The following is a 21,912-nucleotide window of genomic DNA, read 5'->3' as shown; positions in this document are numbered from 1 at the left end:
TCTGACATGGCACTTCCCGATCTCGACAAGGCTGTCGGCCACTCCTTCGGGCTCGAGATCGACGGCGTCCAGATCAAGCAGATCTCCGAGGTCTCCGGCCTCAAGATGGAGCAGGACGTCATCGAGCTCAAGCAGAACACCGTCGACGGCAAGTACGTCATCAAGAAGCTGCCCGGCCGCCCCAAGGCGGGCGAGGTCACGCTCACCCGCGGCCTCACCGAGGACAACAGCTTCGAGAAGTGGGTCAAGGACGCCCACTTCGGCAAGATGACCACGGCCCGCAAGGGCGGCGCGATCATCGTCTACGACTACGAAGGCGCCGCGATCAAACGCTACAAGCTGACCAACGCCTGGCCGAAGAGCCTGGAGATCGGCTCGCTGAAGGCCGGCGACACGAGCGTGCTCACCGAGAAGCTCGTCATCACCTACGAGCAGATGGAAGTCGAGTGAGCCGATGCGCAGGGTGATGGCCTCGGCGCCGGAGGCTCCCGTCGCTTCGGACGAGCCGCGCACCGAGCGGCCGAAGCTGCGGACGGAGTTCGCGTTCGAGCTCCCGCGCGGGTACGTCGACGACGAGGGCAAGGTGCACCACTCCGGGGTGATGCGCCTGGCCACCGCCCGCGACGAGCTGATCCCGCTGCGGGACGACCGGGTGCGCGAGAACTCGGCGTTCCTCACGGTGGTGCTGCTGGCCCGGGTGGTCACCCGGATCGGCGACATCACCGACGTGCACGCGGGGATCATCGAGAACCTGTTCGCCTCCGACCTGGCGTTCCTGCAGGACATGTACCGCCGGGTCAACAGCGAGGGCCACACCAGGGCGGGCGTGGCGTGCCCCGAGTGCGGCCACGGCTTCGTCGTCGACGTCGCCGGTGGCCGCCTGGGGGAATCGTGACGTACGCGGCCGACCGGCTGCACGAGGAAGTCGCGTACGTCGCCTACCACCTGCACTGGTCCCTCGACGACATCCTCGACCTCGAACACCCCGACCGGTTGACCTACGTCGCCGAGATCGCCCGGATCAACACCCGGATGAGCCAGGGACGGTGACGCTGGAATGTGGTTCCGCAGGAAGGCGCCTGCTACGCCTTCGCCTGTTTCGTTGCCCGTGACGCGGGGGGAGTGGCGGAGTGTGCCGCCGATCCAGCGGGTGCTGGCCGAGCACCCGCTGGTGAACCCGGTGCAGCGGTTCAGCGCGACGCTGACGTCGTGGCGGAGCCCGGGCTACCTGGAGCCCCTGGGGCACCGGGTGGGCCCGGCGGAGCCGGCGGGCGTCATCGGCGACCTGGTCCGGCCGGTCGGGGCGTCGGTGCAGCGGGTCGTGGCCCCGGCGGTGCAGAGGTCCGCGGAACCGCCCTCGATGCCGCTGGTGCTGCCGGTCGTGGCGAAGCGCCCGGTGGTGCAGCTGCTGACCTCGGCGGGGAGAGTGGACACCCCGCCGGTGCGCACGCTGCAGGCGATCGCGGAGCCGTCCCCTGTGGACGCTCCGGCGCCCTCGGACACCTCGGACGCCCCGGTGGTGCCCGTGGCGACGCCGGAGCCGGTGGAGGCCGAACCGGAGCCGGTCCAGCCGCCGCAGCCGGAGCTGCCGCTGGTCCAGCGGACGGAGCAGGCGACACCCCGGCGGCTGGGACTCGGTGCGCCGATGCTGCCGGTCGCTCCGGGGTCGCCGCCTCGGGAGGCGCGGGCAACCGGATCACCGCCGGTGAACAGCTTCCGCCCGCTGGAGCCGCCTGGGACACCGGGCGGCTCGACGAGCGTTTCCGAGCCGGTGGGTGGGTCTCCGGAGCTGGTGGTTGCGGCGGAGACCTCGCTGGGGGCGGGCGAGCCTTCGATCTTGGCGCAAGGTCCCACGTCGGCGGCCGAGACACCGGGATCCTCTGGTGGGGCAGTGGTGCAGAGGTCCACGTTGCACGAGGCCTCGGCGTTGCCGGTAGCGCAGGGGCCGTTGGCGCAAACGCCCTCACAGCCGGCAGCCGAGACCCAAGCTTCCGAGCTCCCGGTGGCGCAGAGGTCCCCGTCGGCCGGTCCGGTGGGGCAGGAGCCGCCGGTTCCGGTGGCGCGAGCGACGGAGACTCCGACGGAAGCAACTCTCTCGGCGAATCTGCCCGGCGAGGGACCGCCGCTTCCGGTCGCTCGGGTGGACGAAGGCTCGTCCCCGGTGGGCAACTCCGAACCGCCCGCGGCCGATGACTCGGCCGGAGCGGGGACACTCCCGGTGGCCAGGGCGATCGAAACCTCGGGACTTTCCGCGGCTCGCTCGGGCGATGACTCCGCCGCGCCGACGAGCGGAGCAGGCACGCTGCCGGTGGCCACGGTGCTCGAGCCCCCGGGGCTCCCTGTTGATGGCTCGGCGACGGGAGCGACCCCGGCGCTTCCGGTGGTTCAACCCCTTGCTGGCCCGGCGGCGGCAGCCTCCACGCTCCCGGTGGCGCGGGCGATCGAGACCTCGGCGCACTCCGGGGCGGGCGGCTCGGCGACCCAGGGGACGGGAGCTGCGCTGCCGGTGCTCCCGGTGGCAGGGTTCGTCGAGACCTCGGCGCACTCCGGGGCGGGTGGATCGGCCGCCCAGGGGACCGGAGCCGCACTACCGGTGGCGCGGGCGATCGAGACCCCCTCGCTCCCCGCGGCGGGCGGCTCGGCGGCCCAGGGGACGGGAGGCGCGCTGCCGGCGCTCCCGGTGGCACGGTCCGTCGAGACCTCGGCGCACCTCGCGGCTGGCGGCTCGGCCACCCACGGGACGGGAGCTGCGCTGCCGACACTTCCGGTGGCGCGGGCGATCGAGCCCCCCTCGCTCCCCGCGGCGGGCGGCTCGGCCGCCCAGGGAACCGGAGCCGCACTACCGTTGGCGCGGACGATTGAAACCCCGTCGCTCCCCGCGGCGGGCGGCTCGGCAATCCAGGGGACGGGAGCCGCGCTGCCGGTGGCGCGGGCGATCGAAACCCCGTCGCTCCCTGCGGCGGGCGGCTCGGCCGCCCAGGGAACCGGAGTCGCACTACCGGTGGCGCGGGCGATCGAGACCTCGTCGCACCCTGCGGCGGGCGGCTCGGCCACCCACGGGACGGGAGCCGCCCTGCCGACACTTCCGGTGGCACGGTCCCTCGATGCCTCGACAACCGCGGCGGAAACCGGACTGCCGCGGCGCGACGCTGGTGGTTCGGCGCCCGTCGCGGGAGGCGCGTTGCCGCTCACCGTCGCTCGCGAGGTCGACGGCTCGGGGCCTTTGACGAGCGCCGGGCTGCCCCTCACGGTGGCTCGCGAGACCGACGTGACAGGAGCCACATCGCCGCTGCGTGAGATCGATGGCTCCGGGGCCGCGTTGCCGCTCACCGTCGCTCGCGAGGTCGACGGCGCGGGGCCTTCGACCAGAACCGGGCTGCCGCTCACCGTGGCTCGCGAGGCCGACGTCGCGGCTCCCGTAGCGGGATCCGCGCTGCCGCTGCGCGAGATCGGTGGTTCCGTGGTGCCGCTCGAAACGCCAGCGGGGCTGCCGTCACGCCCGGCCACCCAGGGGACCAACGCCGTGCCGACGCGAACTCTCGCAGGCGGAGCCACTCCGCTGGCAACCGACGGGCTCCCGGTGGCGCGTTCCCTCGACACCTCAACCCCTGCGCCCACCGCGGGGACCACACTGCCACCACTCCTGGTCACCCGAGCGATCGACACCCCCGAAGCCACCCAGGTCACAACGACGGAAGAGACCACCCCGTCGCTTCCCGTCGCCCGCGCGATCGACGTCTCACCACACAACGCCCCCGAAGCGCGGCCCCAGACCGCCGCCGACCTGCCCGTCGCCAGGATCGCCGAACCGAGCCCACCGTCCACACCGGACCCACCACCCGCGCCGGCACCCGCACCCGCCCCCACCGTCACCACAGTCATCCAGCGGGACCCCACCCCAGCTCCCGCCACACCGCAACCGCCACCGCAGCCGGAAACCGAAGAGCTCGTCAAGAAGCTCTTCGACCCGCTCCTGCGCCGCCTCAAGACCGAACTTCGCCTCGACCGTGAGCGCCGGGGTGCGCTCACCGACCGCCCGCACTGAAGGAGGAGCCGCGATGCCGGACACCGAAGAGGCCGTTGCCGTCTGCTATGTCGTCAAGCTGGACGACAAGAACCTCGGCAACCTCGGCGCCTTCTCCAGCTGCGACGGCCTCGGCTGCGAATTCGTCATGGAACAGCGGGAAGAAGGCGGCAACAACGGCATGGTCTGGCAGCTGCCGACCCGGATCAAGTACTCGAACATCAAGCTCTCGCGCCCCGTCACCGAAGCCAGCTCGCAGATCACCAAGTGGTTCGCCAGCCTGGCGAGCGGGATCGAACGCAAGACCGCCACCATCGAGGCGCGCACCCTGGAAGGGAAGGTCATCGCCAGCTGGGCGCTCGAAGGCGTCGTCCCGGTGCGGTGGAGCGGGCCGCAGCTCTCGCCCGACTCACCCAAAGTCGCCACCGAGACCCTCGAACTGGCCCACCACGGCTTCCTCAGCCCGGCGAAGAAGGGCTGACCGATGTCCTCGCCCGTCACCTTCACCTCCGCCGGCTCCCAGCCGCCCGCCGCCTACGGGTCCGGGGAACCGGCGCCCAGCAACCTGCAGCGCGCCCTGCTCGAAGTGCGGAAGCCGCCGCAGTCCGGGGGGACCGGGCAGCCGCCCGGGGACAAGATGTTCGACATCAAGTTCCAGTTCAACCCCAAGGAACTGTCGGTCAGCAAGAACGCCAAGTGGGGCCGGGACGCGCAGCCGAACGCCAAGAAGAGCGCGCCGCCGCAGTTCAAGGGGTCCGATCCGGCCAAGCTGGCGCTTGAAATGTTCCTCGACGCCACCGACAAGATGGACGACGCCGTCGTCAAGAAAGTCGAGCAGCTGTTCACCTGCTGCGTGGCCACCGAGGACAGCCGCCAGCACAAGAAGCCCTCGCCGCCGTGGGTGATCTTCAAGTGGGGCGGGATGACCGGCTTCCCCGCCTACGTCGCCTCCGTCACCGCGAAGTACACGCTGTTCACGCCGTCGGGGACGCCGGTGCGCGCGGTCTGCACGGTCAACCTGGAGGAGATCTCCGGCGAGCTGGGCGGCCAGAACCCCACCTCCGGCGCGCTCGCCGCGCGGGACACGCACGTGCTCGTCGCCGGGGACTCGCTGCCCTCGGTCGCGTTCCGCGCCTACGGCGACGCCGGGAAGTGGCGCGAGATCGCCGACGCCAACGACATCGACGACCCGATGCGGCTGCGGCCCGGCACCCGGCTCCTGGTGCCCGCGCTGGAGGAGCTCGATGGCTAACGAGACCTTCACGAACACCCTCCTGGTCGAGGTCGAGGGCACCGCGCTGCCCGACGACGTCAAGGTGATGCTCAGCTACGCCTACGTCGACGACAGCCGGAACCTGCCGGACACCTTCGTGCTGCGCTTTCGCGACCCCGGGACCGTCGTGCTGGAGAAGGGCAAGTTCAAGGTCGGGGCCAAGATCCGGCTCAAGGTCCAGACGTCGGACCCGGAAGGCCCGCAGGACCTGCTCTCCGGCGAGGTCACCGCGGTCGCGATCGACCTCGACAGCCACGGCACCTTCACCGAGGTCCGCGGGTACGACCACGCGCACCGGCTGTTCCGCGGCCGCCGGGTCACCGCGTACCCGAACATGACCATCGCCGACGTCGTGCGCAAGGTCGCCCAGCGCGCGAACATCCCGGTCGGCAAGATCGACAACGTCAAGGGCTTCGGCGGCCGGCCGAACACCCAGCTGTCCCAGGACAACGTCAGCGACTGGGAGTTCCTGTCCCGGCTGGCCGACGCGGTGGGCGCGCAGATCGCCGTCCGGGACGGGAAGCTGAACTTCGAACTGCCGGAGCAGCCGTCCGGCGCCCCCTCGACCACCACCAAGGCCACCGCGGACCCGCTCGTCCTCGAGGCCCACGGCACGCTGCTCAACCTGCGCGCCAGCGTCACCGCGGCCGAGCAGGTCCCGGAAGTGCGGGTCACCGGCTGGGACTACGAGAACAAGCAGCCGATCAGCGCCACCGCCACCCCGAAGAACGCGGGCACCGACGTCCCCGGGGTGGACCCGGTGGCGCTGGCGGGCAAGTTCGCCAGCCCGCCCTTCCTCGACGCCGCCGCGCCCCGGCGCGCCCAGGGCGAGGCGGACGCGACCGCGAAGGCACTCGCCGACCGGTTCGGCAGCGCCTGCACCGAACTCGACGGCGTCGCCAAGGGCAACCCGAAGCTGCGTGCGGGCACCGCCGTCACGCTCACCGGCGTCGGCCGGCCCTTCTCGGGCAAGTACACGCTGACCAGCACGCGCCACCTGTTCAACGACGAGGTCGGCTACACCACCGAGTTCGCCGTGTCCGGCCGCCAGGAGCGCTCGCTCTACGGCCTGGTCGCGGGCGGGGCGAAGACCTCGGCGTGGCCCGGGGTCGTCCCCGCGCAGGTGACCGACCTCAAGGACCCGGCGAAGCTCGGCCGCGTCAAGCTCACGTTCCCGTGGCTGGACAAGGACTTCACGAGCACCTGGGCGCGCACGGTCCAGCCCGGGGCGGGCAAGGACCGCGGCGCGGTGGTCCTGCCGGAGGTCGGCGACGAGGTCCTGGTGGGCTTCGAACACGGCGACTTCGAAGCCCCCTACGTGCTCGGTGGCCTCTACAACACCAAGGACGCGGCGCCGTCGAAGTTCACCAAGGCGATCGTCGACGGCAACAGCGGGGAGGTGGCCCTGCGCGGGTTCGTCTCGCGGAAGGGCCACAAGCTCGAGTTCGCCGAGGACGACGGCATCATCCTGTCGTCGGGGGACGCGAAGTTCGTGGTCAAGATCGACCAGAAGAACCAGGTCATCGAGGTGACCAGCGGCAAGAGCGTCACAGTCAAGGCGCAGAACGGCGTGAGCATCGACGCCGGCACCGGGCCGCTGGAGCTCAAGGGCCAGAAGGTGTCCGTGAAGTCCCAGACCGACGCCAGCATCGAGGCGACCAGCCAGCTGAAGCTCGCCGGGACGGCCGGGGTGAAGGTCGAGGGCGCCACCGTTTCGGTCGCGGGCCAGGGCCAGACGGAGCTGACCGCGAGCGGTGTCGTCACCGTGCGCGGCAGCGTGGTCAAGATCAACTGACGGGGGAGTGCGCATGCCACCAGCCGCGAGGGTCGGCGACCCGACCGGGCACCCCGGCGTCATCGCCGGCCCGGGGGTGCCGACCGTGCTGATCGGCGGGATGCCCGCCGCGAACGTCGGGACGCTGCACACGTGCTCGTTCCCGCCGCCCGCGGTACACCCGCCGACGCCGATCGCGCCGCCGGGCTGCCCGACGGTGCTCATCGGCGGCCTGCCCGCGGCCCGGATGGGCGACATGGCCGCCTGCGGCGCGCCGATCGTCATGGGCTGCCCGACCGTCCTGATCGGAGGCTGACGTGGACTTCCTGGGCCGGGGACTGGCGTTCCCGCTGCACACCGACGCGACCGGCTCGATCGCGCTGGTCGGCGGCGAGCGCGAGGTCGTCGAGAGCATCCGGCTGATCCTGGCGACGTCGCCCGGCGAACGCCCGATGCGCCCGGAGTTCGGCTGCGCGGTGCACGACCTCGTGTTCGCGCCCGCCGACGCGGCGACGGCCGGGCAGATCGCCTACGAGGTCCGGGTCGCGCTGGAGCGCTGGGAGCCGCGGATCACCCTCGACGACGTCGTCGTCAGCTTCGACGAGGCCGACCGGGGCACGCTGCTGATCGACATCCGGTACCGGTTGCGCGGCACCAACGACCCGCGCAACCTCGTCTTCCCCTTCTACGTCATCCCGCCGCACGAGTCCGTAGAGGACGGTGCGTGATGTCCCTGCCGATGCCCAACCTCGACGACCGCCGGTTCCAGGACCTGGTCGACGAAGCCAAGTACCTGGTCCAGCGCAACTGCCCGGAGTGGACCGACCACAACGTCTCCGACCCCGGCGTCACGCTGATCGAGACGTTCGCGCAGATGGTCGACCAGCTGCTCTACCGGCTCAACCGGGTGCCCGACCGGCACTACCTGCGGTTCCTCGACCTGATCGGGGTCCGGCTGTTCCCGCCGGCCGCGGCGCGGGCCGACGTGACGTTCTGGCTCTCCGCGGCCCGCGACGTCCCGGTGGTCGTCGCGAGCGGCAAGCAGGTCGCGAGCGTGCGCAACGAGGTCGAGGACCCGGTGGTCTTCACCGTGGAGCGGACGCTGAACATCGTGCCGTGCTCGCTCGCGCACCTGGCGACCAGCACCGCCGACACCGGCCTGCCGCCGGTCGACCGCACCGACGACCTGCTCGTCGGCGGCGGCCCCGCGGCCTTCTCCGAAACCCCGGCCCCCGGCGACGCGGTCCTCTTCGGACTGTCGGACGCCGTGCCCGGCTGCGCGGTGCTGCTGCGGATGAACTGCGAGGTCGAGGGCCAGGGTGTCGACCCGCGCGACCCGCCGTGGCTGTGGGAGGCCTGGGACGGCACCGGCTGGGCGGCGTGCGAGGTCGACCGCGACAGCACCGGCGCGTTCAACCGGGCCGGCGACATCGTGGTGCACGTCCCGGACGGGCACGCGATGTCGGTGCTCGCGCGGCAGCGGGCCGGCTGGCTGCGGTGCCGGCTGGTCGAGGCCAAGCAGAACCAGCCGTTCTACCAGCGCCCGCCGCGGCTGCACGCGGTCGAGGCCTCCACCATCGGCGGCACGGTCGGGGCCGTGCACGCCGAGATCATCCGCAACGAGGTCGTCGGGACGTCGGACGGCTCGCCGGGCCAGCGGTTCCCGCTCGGCCGGCCCCCGGTGGTCGTCGGGGAGGGCGAACTGGTCGTCGAGGTCTCGGGCCCGGACGGCTGGCAGCCGTGGACCGAGGTCCGCTCCTTCGCCGACTCCGGCCCGGACGACCGGCACGTCCTGCTCGACCGGGTCGGCGGGCAGGTCGAGTTCGGGCCCGCGGTGCGCCAGCCCGAGGGCGGCCTCCGGTACTACGGGGCGGTCCCGGCCAAGTCCGCCGCGATCCGCGTGCCCGAGTACCGCTCCGGCGGCGGGCGGCGCGGCAACGTCGCCCGCGAGGTCCTCGAGGTGCAGCGCGACCCCATCCCGTTCGTCAGCAGCGTGGTGAACCGCCGCCCGGCCATCGGCGGGGTCGACGGCGAATCGGTCCGGGACGCGGCGGTCCGCGGCCCGCTGCTGCTGCGCACCCGCGACCGCGCGGTGACCGCCGAGGACTACGAGCAGCTCGCCCGCGAGGCGGCACCGGAAGCGGCCCGGGTGCGCTGCATCCCGGCGCACGGGCCCGACGGCCGCGAGACCGGCGCGATCCGGGTGCTCGTCGTGCCCGCCGTGCCCGACACCGGCGAGCTCGCCTTCGCGACCTTGATGCTCGAAGCCGGCATGCGCGCCCGGATCGAGCGCCACCTCGGCGAACGCCGCTGCGTGGGCGCGCTCGTGTCCGTGGAACCGCCGTTCTACCAGGGGGTGACGGTGGTGGCGCGGCTGCGCGCCCGGCGCCGGACTACGGCGGGCACGCTGGGCGCCCGGGCGAGCCAGGCCCTCTACGACTACTTCAACCCGATCAGCGGCGGCCCCGACGGCGACGGCTGGCCCTTCGGCCGCCCGGTCCAGTCGGGCGAGGTGTTCGCGGTGCTGCAACGGCTTCCCGGCGTCGAGCTGGTGGAGGACGTGCGGCTGTTCGCGGCCAACCCGATCACGCGGGAACGCGGTGAGCAGGTGGACCGGCTGGACCTGCCGCCGAACGCGCTGGCGTTCTCGTTCGGGCACCAGGTGCGGGTGCGGGAGGCGGGCGCATGAGGACGGGCATCCCCGGGCTGCCGACCCCGCACCCGATCGGCGAGCAGCTGCCCTCGATCGGGCAGTGGCTTTCGCAGGTCGCGGGCGCTGGTGTCGCGAATGACTCATTCGGGACCTCCGACGTCGCGAATGACTCATTCGGGACCTACGACGTCGCGAATGAGTCATTCGAGACCTCTCACCGCGCACCCGCACCGGGTCGACACTCGCGGCATCACCGCCTAGAAAGCAGCGAGGCCCGACCCCGGAAGCTCCCTCGCCCTTCCCCGGGAGGGTTTCGGCAAAGTCGCGGTGGCGCGTCCGATGGCGGCGCGGTTCGTGTCCCGAATGAGTCATTCGAGACTTCAGACGTCCCGGATGACTCATTCGCGACGTTCCGATGCGGCTGCCGCACTCGACAGACAGCGGCGGCGCGACGCCGACCGGTCGACGCCCGGACGTGCCACTGCGACTTTGCCGGACCCCTGGTGCGGGAGGCGGGCGCATGAGGACGGGCATCCCCGGGCTGCCGACCCCGCACCCGATCGGCGAGCAGCTGCCCTCGGTGTACGCCGAGGACCGGTTCGTGCAGGGGTTCACCGGTGCACTCGACGAAGTGCTCGCGCCGGTCATCTCCACTTTGGACAACTTCTCGGGCTACCTCGACCCGGGGGTGGCGCCCGCCGACTTCGTCGGCTGGCTGGCCCACTGGGTCGCGTTGCGCGTCGACGAGAGCTGGAGCCCGGAACAGCTGCGGCAGCTCGTGACGCGGTCGGTCGACCTGCACCGGTGGCGCGGCACGCGGCGCGGCCTCACCGAACACGTGCGGCTGCTGACCGGTGGCGTGGTCGAGGTGACCGACAGCGGCGGGGTGGTCGCCGACCCGCAGCCGGGCGCACCCCTGCCGGACCCGGGGCCGCCGTGGGTGCGGGTGCTCGTGCGGGTGCCCGATCCGGCGCGGGTCGACGTGCGCCGGCTGACGGCGATGGTCGTGGATGCGGTGCCCGCCCACGTGCGGGTCACGGTGGAAGTGCTGGAGGGCTGACGGAGATGGTCATCTACGCGGAGTGCGGGCACCAGGGGCCCGCCGACGTCGAGTTCTGCGGCGAATGCGGCCGCTACCTGAAGTGGGACGACGACGGCCCGGTCGCGGTCAAGGCCCAGCCGGTGGTGCAGCAGCAGGTCGTGCAGCCCGCGGAGCCGATCGCCCCGGTCCGCCAGCCGGTGCAGCAGACCGTGGCGGAACAGGTCCTCAACCCGGGCGACCTGATCTGCGGCCGGTGCGGCAAGGGCAACGCGCCGACCCGCAACTTCTGCAACCGCTGCGGCGCGTCGCTGGCCGAGTCCGAGGTCGTCAAGACGTCGTGGTGGCGGCGGCTGTTCGGCCGCAAGCCGAAGGAGCACAAGGCGGGGGCGCGGCCGGGCAAGGACGGGGTCCGCCGCCGGACCGGCCGGGCCGGGGCCGCGCGCCGGACGGTCGGCAAGGTGATCCGCCGGGCCGTCGCGGTGGCGCTCATCTTCTCGGCGCTGATCTACGCGCTCTACCAGCCGTTCCGCAGCGCGATCAACACCGCGGCGGTGGGCCTGTGGAGCCAGGTGACCGGCATCTTCGAGGCCAAGCTGAACCCGGTCCACCCGATCAAGGTGACCGCGACCGCGCAGGCGAACGGCCACGCGGCCCCGCTGGTCGCCGACAACGCCAAGAACACGTTCTGGGCAGCCCCGGGCGACAAGGAACAGGTGCTGGTGTTCACCTTCGACCACCCGGCGGACCTGCGGAAGGCGATCGTGTACTCCGGCGACGCGGCGAACTTCCCGGCCGCGCACCGGCCGGAGAAGCTGCACCTGGTGTTCTCCACCGGCAAGACCTACGACATGGTGCTGGCCGACACGCCGGACTCCCAGGAAGTCCCGATCGAGAACAGCGAAGGCGCCACGAGCGTCGAGCTGCACGTGACCGGGCTGTACCGCTCGCTCGACGGCACGGACGTCGCGATCTCCGAGATCGAGCTGTTCGAAGCCGGCTGAGCACTCGAAGTCTTTTGGGGAGGACCGACCATGCGCGCGAACCGAGCGGTGGCGGGCATCGCGGTCGTCGCGGTGCTCGGCGGCTGGGCGATCAGCGGAGCGCTCTCGCCGACCGAAGCACAGGCACCGGCGCCGGTGGCCGCGCCGTACCGCGTCGGGTACGTCAGCGACGCCACCACCGGCCTCTACCAGGCCACGGGTGAAGGCGCGGCGCCCGCGTTGCCGGCCGGTGCCGGCAGCGTCGATTCCGACGCGTCCGCGAGCACCGGCGGCCTCGTGTGGGTGAGCCACCGCGCCGCCGCCGGGGGTGCCGAGCGGGACGGCGAGCTGTACTACCTCCCCGACGGCGCCCGGACGGCCGTGCCGCTGACGAACGACGACGCCGTCGACCTGCACCCGGCGCTGTCCCCGGACGGCCGCACGGTCGCGTTCGCCTCCGAACGCACCGGCAGCCGGAAGCTCTTCGTGATCGGCGTGGACGGCCGCGGCCTCCGCCAGGTGACGTCCGGCCCGGCCGCCGACGACTCCCCGAGCTGGTCGCCCGACGGCACCCGCCTGGCCTTCAGCAGCACCCGCGACGACCCGGCCGGGGACATCTACACCGTCCCGGCCGCCGGCGGGACGCCGACACGCCTGACCGCCGACCCCGCCGCCGACACCCAGCCCGCGTGGGGCCCGGCGCGGATCGCGTTCACCACCACCCGCTTCCACCCGGCCGGCGACGTGGCGCTGGTCGCCGAAACCGGCGGCGCGGTCACCCGCGCGGTCCCCGACCCCGGGGACTCGGCGGAGCCGGCGTGGTCGCGCGACGGCGCCCGGCTGGCCTTCACGACCCGCGCGCAGGACCCGCTCGGCGACGTCAAGGAGATCGCGGGCGGCCGGATCTCGATCATCTCGGCGCTGCCGGACACCGGCGAGACCGAGCCGGCGTTCCGCCCCGACGGCCGTCCGGTGTTCACCGAGCTGCGCACGGGCAGCACCTCGGACATCTGGAGCGCGGACGCCACCGGCGGCGACCGCCGGGACATCACGAACCGTCCCGGCGCCGACGAATTCGACCCCGCGTTCTCCGCCGACGGCTCCCAGCTGGCCTACACCCAGGCCGATCCGGGTGAGTCCGTGCAGACCGAGGTCGTCGTGGCGAACGCCGACGGCAGCGCACCCCGCGCGCTGACCGGGCCGCGGGACGGGACCGAACGCGAACAGCACCCGGCCTGGTCGCCGGACGCCACGATGATCGCGTTCACCACCACCGCCATCCGCGGCGAAACCCGCTCCGACACCGTGCGGATCGCCCGCGTGGCGGACGGCCGGATCCTCGGCGAGATCCCGATTCCGCCGTACCTGACCGGCCGCGACACGCAGCCGGTGTGGTCGGCCGACGGCACGAAGATCACCCTGACGCGCGCGGCTTCGCGGATCGCGCCGCCGCCACCGGGGCGGGTGCAGCCGACGGTGGTGGACATGCCGGTCGGGCAGGGCAGTTCCGGCTCGGTGCCCAAGACGGTCCCGACGGACAAGGTCCCGGCGCAGCCGGACATCGTGCTGCTGATGGACCAGACGGGGTCGATGAGCGGGGTCATCGAGAACGTCAAGACGAACCTCGGCAAGGTCGTCGAGGAAGTGCAGAAGGTGCAGCCGTCGGCGCACTTCGCGGTGGCCGCGTACGGCGACCGCGTGGACGACCACCCGGTCGAAGGCCCGCCGCCGAACCCGCCGCGGTCGTTCCACGTCCAGCAGCCGCTGACCCCGGCCGACACCGACGAGCAGCGCAAGCTGCTCACCGACGCCTTCGGCCGGATCACCGCCACCGGCGGCGACGACACCGCCGAAGACTGGTACGACGCCCTGGAGAAGGTCTCGACGGGCGCGATCGATTTCCGCGACACCAGCAACCGGATCGTGGTGCTGGTCGGCGACGCCGCCAGCCACGAGTCGCCCGCCGACAACGAGCGGGGTACGTTCCCGACGACCGCGGCCGTCGTCGACGCGCTGAAGGCCGCGAAGATCCGGGTGGTCGCGGTCCCGGCCGTGACGAGCAGCGGCGGCTCGGAAGGCAGCCTCGCCGGAGAGAACGACGGAGCCCTCGACGGCCGCGGCCAGGCGAGCGCGATCACCAAGGCCACCGACGGCGTCCTGACCGAGAGCACCGACGTCGGCCAGATCAGCACCGCGATCGTCAAGGGGATCACCGATCTCCAGGTGAAGGTGCAGCCGGTGCCGTTCTGCGACCCGGGCCTGACGCTCACGTTCGACCCCGACGGGACGCCGCAGGTGCCCGGCGGCACGGACGCGCACTTCGTCGAGACCGCCACGGTTTCGCCGACCGCGCCGATCGGCGCTTTCCTGCACTGCCGGGTCGAGTTCCGGCTGAACGGCGAGTCCGCCGTCCGGCCCGGCTACACCGAAGAGGTCACCGTGCGCGTCAAGGATCCGCGGCTGCCGCTGATCACCGTGCACGACCGGACCGTCACCGGGACCGCGCCCACGGTCATCGAGTACCCGGCGACCGCGATCGACGCCGATCGCGAAACACCGCTCACGCCGTTCTGCACGCCGTCGTCCGGGAGCCTCTTCCCGGTCGGCGCCACCACGGTGACGTGCACGGCGACCGGACGCGGCGGCACCGCGACCGAGACCGCCGTGATGTCCGTCGACCCCGGCGGGGACCGGCAGGAGCTGTGGCAGGTGTCGCTGACCGCCGGCTCGGACAGCGTCGTCGCCGGCACCCAGCGGGACCTCTCGCCGTCGTTCGGGGAGCCGTGCGGCACCGGGCGGCAGGGCTCGGCGGACGTCTCGCCGGACGGCGCCGCGCTGGTGTTCCACAACGACCGCCGCCGGCTCTGCGTGGCCCCCGCCGGCGGCGGGCCCGGGCGGGTTCTGGTGCAGGACACCGGAACCGTGGACGACCCGGCCTGGTCGCCGGACGGCACGCTCGTCGCCTTCGACAGCGCGCCGCCGGAGTCCCGGCCGAGCGTCCGGACCGTGCCGTCGGCCGGCGGTGCGTCGACGGTCCTGATCGCCGGGCCGGGTGGCGCGTCGCAGCCGGCGTTCCAGCGGATCGCCGACGTCGGGGTGACCGCCACCGCCGTCCCGGCCACCATCCCGTTCTCCGGGCTGACGACGTTCGAGTTCGTGGTCACCAACCACGGCGTCGCCGCTTCGCCCGGTGTCGGGCTGTTCGTCCGGCTGACCGCCGGCCTGCGGCCGCAGGCACCGATCACCAGCGCCGGCACCTGCACGCCGGACCTCGTCTGCAGCTTCGGCGCGCTCGCCCCGGGCGCGAGCGCGCGGGTGCGGTTCAGCGCCACCGGCACCGAACCGGGGGCCCAGGCCGCCACCGGCACGGTCACCACGGCCGGCCAGGACGCCGGCGCGCAGGACGACTCCGCCACGGCTGTGGTCACCGTCGGCCCGAAGCCGGTGCCCCCGGTCACGCCGGGCTCGCTGTCGGTGGGCCTGGCGGTGTCGGCCGTCCCGCTGTTCGTCGGCGGCGACGACGTCGTGCTGACCTTCCTGGTGCACAACGGATCCGGGGCACCGATGCCGGACGTCCGCCTGGTCACCCAGCTACCGCCGCAGCTGCCGGCCACGTCGGTGGCGACCGGGTGCACGCCGGGCGGCGGCAGCTGTGCGCTCGGGACGCTGGCCCCCGGCCAGACCGTCGAGATCCGGATCTCCCTGGCGGCCAAGGCCGCGGCCGACGCACCGGTGTCCGGCACGGTCGGCACCAGCGGGCCGGACAACAACCCCGGGGACAACACGGCCAGTGGGCGGGTGGTGTTCCGCCAGCCGGTGGTCGCCGTCGATCCGGGCATCGCCCCGCTGGGCTCGGTCCCGCGGGTGACGGGCACGGACTTCCCACCGGGCGCGACGGTCCGGCTGGCCTGGTCGGACGGGATCTCCGAGACGCCGGGCCTGGCCACCGTGGGCGTCGACGGGCGGTTCGAGGCGCAGTTCCTGGTCTTCCACCACGACCTGATCGGTCCGCGCACGCTGTCGGTCACCTCGGTGAGCGGCCCGAAGTTCGGGACGGCGCAGTCGAATCCGATCCTGGTGGTGCTGCGCACGGAACAACCACCGTTCATCTCGCGCGGCTGAGCCGCGCGGCGACCCGCTGCCCGTAGGGGCAACCACCGGCGCACGAGCGCACACCCGTCCGCTGGTGCCGGATCCGCGACACGAAAGGGAGACTTCCGCGCATGGGAGCAACGGCGACGCTGTCCGAGGCCGGCCTGGTCGCGGAGCCCGGCCAGGAGACGAGCTGCACGGTGACCATCCGGAACGCCGGGCAGGTCGTCGACCAGTTCGCGATCGACGTCGTCGGCGACGCGAGTGGCTGGGCCACCGCGGAACCGGCGACGGTCAACCTCATGCCGGGGGAGACCGGGACGGTCACCGTGCGGTTCGCGCCGCCGCGGTCCTCCGACGTGCCCGCCGGGACGATTCCCTTCGGGGTGCGGGTGTTCTCGAGCGAGGACCCGGCCGGCTCGGTCGTCGAGGAAGGCACCGTCGAGCTGGGCGCCTTCACCGAGGTGACCGCCGAGATCGTGCCGGCCAAGGTCGAGGGCGGCTCCAAGGCCGACTTCGAGGTCGCCGTCGACAACCGCGGCAACCGGCCGGTGGCCGTCGAGCTGAGCCCGCTGGACCCGGAGGACGAGCTGGACTTCCGGCTCGAGCGTGACCGGGCCGAGCTGGCGCCGGGCACCGCCGCGTTCATCCGGATGCGGGCCAAGCCGCGGAAGCGCTTCCTGCGCGGGCAGTCCGTCCGGCACCGCTTCCAGGTGTTCGTCACCGCCGAGGGGGCCGAGCCGCTCAAGACCGAAGGCACCATGGTGCAGCGGCAGCTGCTGCCGAAGTGGCTGCTGCCCGCGCTCGCCGCGCTGCTCGTCCTCCTGCTGGCCCTGGTGACGCTGTGGTTCACCGTGTTGCGGCCCGCCGTGAAGTCGGCCGCCCGCGAGGCCGCGCAGGAACAGAACCAGGAGATCGTGAAGGCGGCGCAGGACGCCGGCGCCGGGGCCGACCAGGCGAAGAAGAACGCCGATCAGGCCAAGCAGAACTCCGAGCAGGCGATGAAGGCCGTCGGCCTCACCCCGCCGGGCGACAACCCCGCGCCGCCGGGCTCGGGCCCGGGCGGCACGCCGCCGACCCGCGTCTCGAACGCCGCCGCCGACGGCACGCCGACGGACTTCCGGGTGGCCGCGGACGCGAAGATCGACTCGAACGTCAACCGGTTCGCCGAGTTCCCCTACACGCTGCCGGACCCGGACAAGACGCTGGTGGTCACCGACCTGATCCTGCAGAACCCGCGTGGTGACACCGGAACCCTGCGCCTGCTGCGGGACGCCGGTGGCACCAAGACGGTCCTGCTGGAGGTCGGCCTCTCGAACTTCCGCGACCTCGACCACCACTGGCTGCAGGCCTGGCGGTTCCAGCCGGGGGAGAAGATCGTGCTCGCGGTCAGCTGCCAGAACCCGCCGGACCGCGGCCGCTGCACCCCGTCGGTCTCCTTCTCCGGCCGGGTCGAGTAGACCGTGCCGGCCGCGGCAGACCACCTGGCCGGGCCGCGGTCGACGCGGTTCGGCCACGCGGCACTAGATGAGCCCTTCGCGCATGGCGAACGCCACCGCGTGGGCGCGGTTGCGGAGCTGGAAGCGGTTGGTGATGTCGTGCAGGATCGACTTCACCGTCCGCTCCGAGTAGCTCAGCTGGTCGGCGATCTCCTTGGTCTCGAAGCCGTCGGCGACCAGCCGCAGCACTCGGGTCTCCCGCTGGGACATCCCGGCGAGGTCCCACCCGTTCGGGCGCAGCACGTCCCGCTGCAGCCGGGACACCCGCGACAGCAGGCGGCCGAGCAGGTCGGGCGGCAGCGCACCTTCGCCGACGGCCGCGGCCTTCACCAGCCGCACCAAGGTGTCCGGGGTGGCGTCGGCGCGGCGGATGATCGCCGAGACGCCGTTGCCGACGACGTCCAGCAGTTCCGAGTCCTCCACCTCGCCGGCGACCAGGACGACACCCGCGTGGCCGGCGCACTGGAGGCTGCGCAGGAGCTGCCGGGCCTCTTCGTTGAGCCGCTCCACGATGACCAGCACCACCGCGGGCTCGCCGGACTCTTCGTCGGCGAACCGGATTTCGGGACGTGACCGCAGCGCGGCCGTGACGCCCGCGTGGGTGATGGTGTCGGTGGCGTGCAGCAGTACCGGAACCTGGTCGGTGATCATGGGTGTGGCCCTCCCTCGAACGACGTCGGATCGCTCCACCCCCAAGGATCGGGGTGCGGACGCTCGCCGAACAGGGACACGGAGTCCCGATTCGTCCCGCTTTTCGTTACTCCGATCGGGCAATGCCGGCCTCTTTGGCCTTGGCGATGGCCTGGGTGCGGTCGGTGACCCGGAGCTTGCGGAAGATGTGGGACACGTGGTTGCGCACGGTCTTCTGGCTCAGCACCAGCTCTTCGGCGATCGAGGCGTTGCCCATGCCCTGGGCGACCAGCCGCAGGATCTCCTTCTCCCGCAACGTCAGCCGCGGGAACGACTCGTCACGCGGGGTCGCCGTCCCGAGCAGCGACAGCACCCGGGTGGCGATCGCCGGGCTGAAGATGGCCTCGCCGTCGCCGATCACCCGGACCGCGCGGATGATCTGCTCGTTGCGCGCGCCCTTGAGCAGGTAGCCGCGGGCGCCCGCGCGCATGGCGGCGAACACCGCGGCCTCGTTCTCGAACATGGTCAGCATGAGGACGCCGGTGTGCGGGCTCGCGCTCACGATCCGCCGCGTCGCCTCGACGCCGTCGAGGTCGGGCAGGTTGAGGTCCATCAGGATGACGTCGGGCTCCAGCCGGCCCGCGTCGGCGACCGCGGTCAGGCCGTCGGCCGCTTCACCGGCGACCTCCAGCCCATCGGTGGCGTCGATCATCGCGCACAGCGCCGCCCGGAAGACGGGGTGGTCGTCCACCACGAGGACGCGCACGGACCCGAACACGGCTCACTTCCCCGCGGCGAGCGGGAGCCAGGCGGCGATCCGCGTGCCCCCGGAGGAAACCGGCTCGACCCGGCAGCCGCCGCCGAGGTCGCCGGCGCGTTCGCGCATCGACCGCAGCCCGGTCCCGCCCACCGCGGGCAGGGCTTCACCGTCGGTGCCGACACCGTCGTCGACGATCTCCACGTGCAGGTCGCCGTCCCGCGGCCAGAGGTGCACGGTGCACTCGCGGGCCCCGGAGTGGCGGGCGACGTTCACCAGTGCCTCGCGGATGATCCGGTAGGCGGTCACCTCGACCTCGGCCGACAGGGGCGGCAGCTCGCCGCGCACCTCGACGGTCACGCGCAGCGGCCCGTGCTCGGCGGGCACGCGCCCGGTGAGCGTGGCGGCGTACCGGCGCACGGCCAGCACCAGCCCGGCCTCGTCGAGCGCGGGCGGCCGCGCGTCGGCCACGATCCGCCGCAGGTCCGTGATCGCGCCGTAGAGCTCGTCTTCGAGCCGGGCCAGCAGGTGCTCGGTGCCCGCCCGGTCCCGCGCGATCAGGTCCCGGGCGGCGCGCAGGCCGAGCACGGCGGCGGTGAGCGTCGGCCCGAGCCCGTCGTGCAGATCGTGGAGCACCCGTTTCAGCCGGTCTTCGTACCCCGCGGGACGACCGAAGTCGGCGACCACGAATGTCCGGCGCATTTTCTCCCCGTCCGCCAGAAATGGTCCGGAACCCCCTGGTGAACCGGGGGAACCAGTTCTCGTGCGGGTAGCCCAGCCGGCTGCTCCGTTTCGTGTAGCGGGATGGTCACCCGCTGTACTAATCGCCGCATCCGGCCCCGGTGTTTCAGCGGGGACCCCCGCGTCAGGTAACGGTATGGTCCCGATGCGGAAACGCTCGTAACGGCGCTGGTCGCGGGGATGATCCGTTCGGCTCAGCAGGTCCGGCTCGGGAACAACGATTCATGAACTGCGCGGTGAACCGGTGGAAATTCGACAGAGCCGAGACGCTGCACTTTCGGGAAGTCGCACGGCGGATGGCGCAAAAGGGCGATGACAATTGGCGGAATGGCAACAGCGCCATTCGCTGTCGTCGTGGTTGAGCCTGTCGCGGGGAGTGCCGGCGTGGCTCAGAGGCCCAGGTCGAGCAGGGCGCCGAGCAGTTCTTCGGGCGTTTCGACCTGCGGCAGGTGGCCGGTCCGGGGGAGCAGGGTGAAGGTCGAGCACGGGATCGCGGCGGCGTAGGCCTTCCCGTACTCCGGGCCGGCGATGCCGTCGCTCTCGCCCCAGATCACGTGCACCGGGATCCCGATCTCGCCGAGCCGCCCGGCGAGCGCCGGGTCGGCCATCGCAGGGCCGGTGTAGCCGATCAGGGCGCGCACGTCCGGGCTCGGCCCGGTGCCCCCGCCGGCCGGCGGGACCGGGGCCTGGCCGGGGTCGTGGAAGGACAAAGCCCGGATCTCGGGGAGGGACATGCCGCTGATGTCGGTGATCGGGTGCCCTTCGACCTCGATGCCGATCCCGTCGACGATCACCGCGCCGCTGACGCGCGGGCTCTTGAGCAGGGCGATTTCGGCGGCCAGCCAGCCGCCGAAGGAGTTGCCGACCACCGTGACGTCCACGAGGCCGAGCTGGTCCAGCAGTTCGACGTACAGCCGGCCCAGTGCGGTCACGCCGGTGAGCGTGTCGGCCTTCGGGGTGCCGGCGAAGCCCGGGTGGGTGGGCAGCAGGACCCGGGACTGGGTGCGTTCGGCGAGCAGGTCGGCGAACCCGGCCATGGTCGCGACGCCGCCACCTCCGTGCAGGAGCAGGAAAGTGCGGGTGCGGTCGCGGTCGGCGACGGTCACCTCGGCGGCGCCGAGGGAGTGGGTTTCGGTGCGGGTGGGCCGGAGCGAGCCGGCGGCGGGGAGGGTCGTCATGGTTCCTTCTCGGTCTCGACTATCTAAGGAACCTTATATAAGGGTCCTTAGATAAGCAACCTGACTTCGATGGGTTAGGGTGACGGCATGAAGTACCGCCCCGGCGACGTCTCCTTGGCCGTGAAGCGCCTGCAGTACCGCCACCACCGGGCGCTCACCCGGGCGCTGGCGCCACTGGGCCTTTCGCTCGTGCAGTGGGACACCCTGCGCCACCTGCACCGCAAGCCGGACGCCTCCCTGCACGAACTGGCGGTGCTCACCTTCCAGACCGACCAGTCCTTCGGCTCGCTCGCGACCCGGATGGCGGAGCGCGGGCTGATCGAACGCGTCCCCGGACCGGGGCGGGCCGTGCGGCACCGGCTGACCGACGAGGGCGCCCGCCTGCGGGCCGAGGGCCAGGACCTCGTCGACGGCGTCGTCGAGTCGTCGTTCCGCGACCTGTCGGAGGCCCAGGTCGATCAGCTGGGCGAGCTATTGGACCGCGCGCTGGGACCCGATCCGACCGCCTAGGGCGAAAGCGGCCCAGTTTCGCCGGCGGTTGTGCGCGGTGGAAGGCGAAGCGGGCGCCCGGTCCTCATCGACCGGCTGCTCGTCCACGCGCGGACCAGCATGGGCTGCCTCGCGATCGGCACGGTCGCGGGCCCGCTCCTGCCCATGCGGACCGGCGGCTGAAGAAGCGTCGCCTTGCGGACAAGTCCTGGCCTATATCGCGGTTAGCGTGACGTCACCGACTCGCGAAAGGGACCCACGATGACTGCCACCCCCGACGGCTACACCTCGGTCGCCCCCTGGATCGTCACCAAGGACACCGGTGCGCTGCTGGACTTCGTCACCGCGGCCTTCGACGGCGTCGAACTGGGCCGGGTGCCGCTGGAGGACGGCAGCATCGGGCACGCCGAAATCCGGATCGGCGACACCGTCGTGCTCGCGTTCGACCAGCACGACGACTGGCCGGACCTGCCGTCGCTGCTGCGCGTCTTCGTGCCCGATGCCGACGTTGCGTTCACGGCCGCGCTGAAGGCGGGCGGTCGGGAGGTGACCGCGTTGTCGGACAACGCCTTCGGCCAGCGCGGCGGCCGGATCCGCGACCCGTTCGGCAACATCTGGTGGATCACCGCGGCCGTCGAAACCGTCGCCCCGGAAGAAGGCATGCGCCGGCTGGAGGAACCCCGGTACCAGGACCAGATGCGGTTCGCCCAGGAAACTCTCGACGCCGAGCTCAGCGGCCGGGCGCGGGGACGGGCCAGCGCGGTGCTCCGGTAACGGCCC

At 72.5% G+C, this 21,912-nt stretch carries 21 protein-coding genes; 16 read left to right on the top strand and 5 right to left on the bottom strand.

Going from position 1 to position 21,912, the window contains the following annotated elements; all coding sequences use genetic code 11:
- Positions 1-6 precede the first annotated feature (6 nt).
- The 3 genes from H5965_RS26125 to H5965_RS26115 are packed head-to-tail and all read left to right on the top strand — an operon-like array spanning position 7 to position 1,050.
- Positions 7-450, top strand: coding sequence for a phage tail protein (locus tag H5965_RS26125; protein ID WP_043785975.1), 444 nt, complete (start codon positions 7-9; stop codon positions 448-450).
- A gap of 4 nt (positions 451-454) precedes the next feature.
- Complete coding sequence (locus H5965_RS26120; protein ID WP_310972886.1) at positions 455-895, top strand: hypothetical protein; 441 nt, start codon at positions 455-457, stop codon at positions 893-895.
- On the top strand, positions 892-1,050 hold the full coding sequence (locus tag H5965_RS26115; RefSeq protein WP_003098516.1) for a DUF6760 family protein: 159 nt from the start codon (positions 892-894) through the stop codon (positions 1,048-1,050). The genes H5965_RS26120 and H5965_RS26115 overlap by 4 nt, the downstream gene beginning before the upstream one ends.
- Positions 1,051-1,224: 174 nt before the next feature.
- On the opposite strand, the gene H5965_RS26110 is transcribed toward H5965_RS26115, so the two are convergent.
- The gene (locus H5965_RS26110) at positions 1,225-1,854 is read right to left on the bottom strand and encodes a hypothetical protein (RefSeq protein ID WP_310972885.1); all 630 of its coding nucleotides are present in this window, start codon (positions 1,852-1,854) and stop codon (positions 1,225-1,227) included.
- Between the two features lie 1,069 nt (positions 1,855-2,923).
- Between H5965_RS26110 and H5965_RS26105 the strand changes: the two genes are divergently transcribed.
- From H5965_RS26105 to H5965_RS26055, 11 genes are all read left to right on the top strand, one after another.
- Positions 2,924-4,045, top strand: coding sequence for a hypothetical protein (locus H5965_RS26105; RefSeq protein ID WP_310972884.1), 1,122 nt, complete (start codon positions 2,924-2,926; stop codon positions 4,043-4,045).
- A 13-nt stretch (positions 4,046-4,058) separates the two neighbouring features.
- A complete protein-coding gene (locus H5965_RS26100) occupies positions 4,059-4,505 on the top strand; it encodes a phage tail protein (RefSeq protein ID WP_003098522.1) in 447 nt (148 codons plus the stop codon).
- Positions 4,506-4,508: 3 nt separating this feature from the next.
- On the top strand, positions 4,509-5,276 hold the full coding sequence (locus H5965_RS26095) for a LysM peptidoglycan-binding domain-containing protein (RefSeq protein WP_043785963.1): 768 nt from the start codon (positions 4,509-4,511) through the stop codon (positions 5,274-5,276).
- Positions 5,269-7,092, top strand: coding sequence for a VgrG-related protein (locus tag H5965_RS26090; protein ID WP_310972883.1), 1,824 nt, complete (start codon positions 5,269-5,271; stop codon positions 7,090-7,092). Before H5965_RS26095 ends, H5965_RS26090 begins: the two co-directional genes overlap by 8 nt.
- Before the next feature lie 13 nt (positions 7,093-7,105).
- Positions 7,106-7,387, top strand: coding sequence for a PAAR domain-containing protein (locus H5965_RS26085; protein WP_310972882.1), 282 nt, complete (start codon positions 7,106-7,108; stop codon positions 7,385-7,387).
- 1 nt (position 7,388) lies between these two features.
- Complete coding sequence (locus H5965_RS26080; protein WP_310972881.1) at positions 7,389-7,799, top strand: GPW/gp25 family protein; 411 nt, start codon at positions 7,389-7,391, stop codon at positions 7,797-7,799.
- Positions 7,799-9,760: a putative baseplate assembly protein gene (locus H5965_RS26075; protein WP_310972880.1), complete on the top strand. Its 1,962-nt coding sequence runs from the start codon at positions 7,799-7,801 to the stop codon at positions 9,758-9,760. The genes H5965_RS26080 and H5965_RS26075 overlap by 1 nt, the downstream gene beginning before the upstream one ends.
- A gap of 484 nt (positions 9,761-10,244) precedes the next feature.
- Positions 10,245-10,784 (top strand): phage tail protein, encoded by a 540-nt coding sequence (locus H5965_RS26070; protein ID WP_310972879.1) that lies wholly within the window; start codon positions 10,245-10,247, stop codon positions 10,782-10,784.
- A 5-nt stretch (positions 10,785-10,789) separates the two neighbouring features.
- The gene (locus tag H5965_RS26065; RefSeq protein ID WP_310972878.1) at positions 10,790-11,767 is read left to right on the top strand and encodes a zinc ribbon domain-containing protein; all 978 of its coding nucleotides are present in this window, start codon (positions 10,790-10,792) and stop codon (positions 11,765-11,767) included.
- Positions 11,768-11,797: 30 nt separating this feature from the next.
- Positions 11,798-15,868: a VWA domain-containing protein gene (locus H5965_RS26060; protein WP_310972877.1), complete on the top strand. Its 4,071-nt coding sequence runs from the start codon at positions 11,798-11,800 to the stop codon at positions 15,866-15,868.
- 101 nt (positions 15,869-15,969) lie between these two features.
- Complete coding sequence (locus H5965_RS26055; protein ID WP_310972876.1) at positions 15,970-17,298, top strand: hypothetical protein; 1,329 nt, start codon at positions 15,970-15,972, stop codon at positions 17,296-17,298.
- 63 nt (positions 17,299-17,361) lie between these two features.
- Here H5965_RS26055 and H5965_RS26050 read toward each other — a convergent pair whose 3' ends face one another.
- The 4 genes from H5965_RS26050 to H5965_RS26035 all read right to left on the bottom strand — a co-directional run bounded on the left by H5965_RS26050 (position 17,362) and on the right by H5965_RS26035 (position 20,643).
- Complete coding sequence (locus H5965_RS26050; RefSeq protein WP_310972875.1) at positions 17,362-17,988, bottom strand: response regulator transcription factor; 627 nt, start codon at positions 17,986-17,988, stop codon at positions 17,362-17,364.
- 106 nt (positions 17,989-18,094) lie between these two features.
- Positions 18,095-18,745, bottom strand: coding sequence for a response regulator transcription factor (locus H5965_RS26045; RefSeq protein ID WP_310972874.1), 651 nt, complete (start codon positions 18,743-18,745; stop codon positions 18,095-18,097).
- Positions 18,746-18,748: 3 nt separating this feature from the next.
- Complete coding sequence (locus H5965_RS26040; protein ID WP_310972873.1) at positions 18,749-19,426, bottom strand: sensor histidine kinase; 678 nt, start codon at positions 19,424-19,426, stop codon at positions 18,749-18,751.
- 428 nt (positions 19,427-19,854) lie between these two features.
- Entirely contained in the window at positions 19,855-20,643 is a 789-nt protein-coding gene (locus H5965_RS26035) for an alpha/beta hydrolase (protein WP_310972872.1), read from the bottom strand.
- A gap of 87 nt (positions 20,644-20,730) precedes the next feature.
- Between H5965_RS26035 and H5965_RS26030 the strand changes: the two genes are divergently transcribed.
- Positions 20,731-21,153, top strand: coding sequence for a MarR family transcriptional regulator (locus H5965_RS26030; protein ID WP_310972871.1), 423 nt, complete (start codon positions 20,731-20,733; stop codon positions 21,151-21,153).
- 240 nt (positions 21,154-21,393) lie between these two features.
- Positions 21,394-21,906, top strand: a complete 513-nt coding sequence (locus H5965_RS26025; protein ID WP_310972870.1) for a VOC family protein — start codon at positions 21,394-21,396, stop codon at positions 21,904-21,906.
- Positions 21,907-21,912: the final 6 nt, after the last annotated feature.

It is taken from the genome of Amycolatopsis sp. 505, from assembly GCF_031625235.1.
Lineage (GTDB): Bacteria > Actinomycetota > Actinomycetes > Mycobacteriales > Pseudonocardiaceae > Amycolatopsis.
Note: the sequence above shows the minus strand (reverse complement) of the source record. Positions and strands in the feature narration are given on the sequence as shown.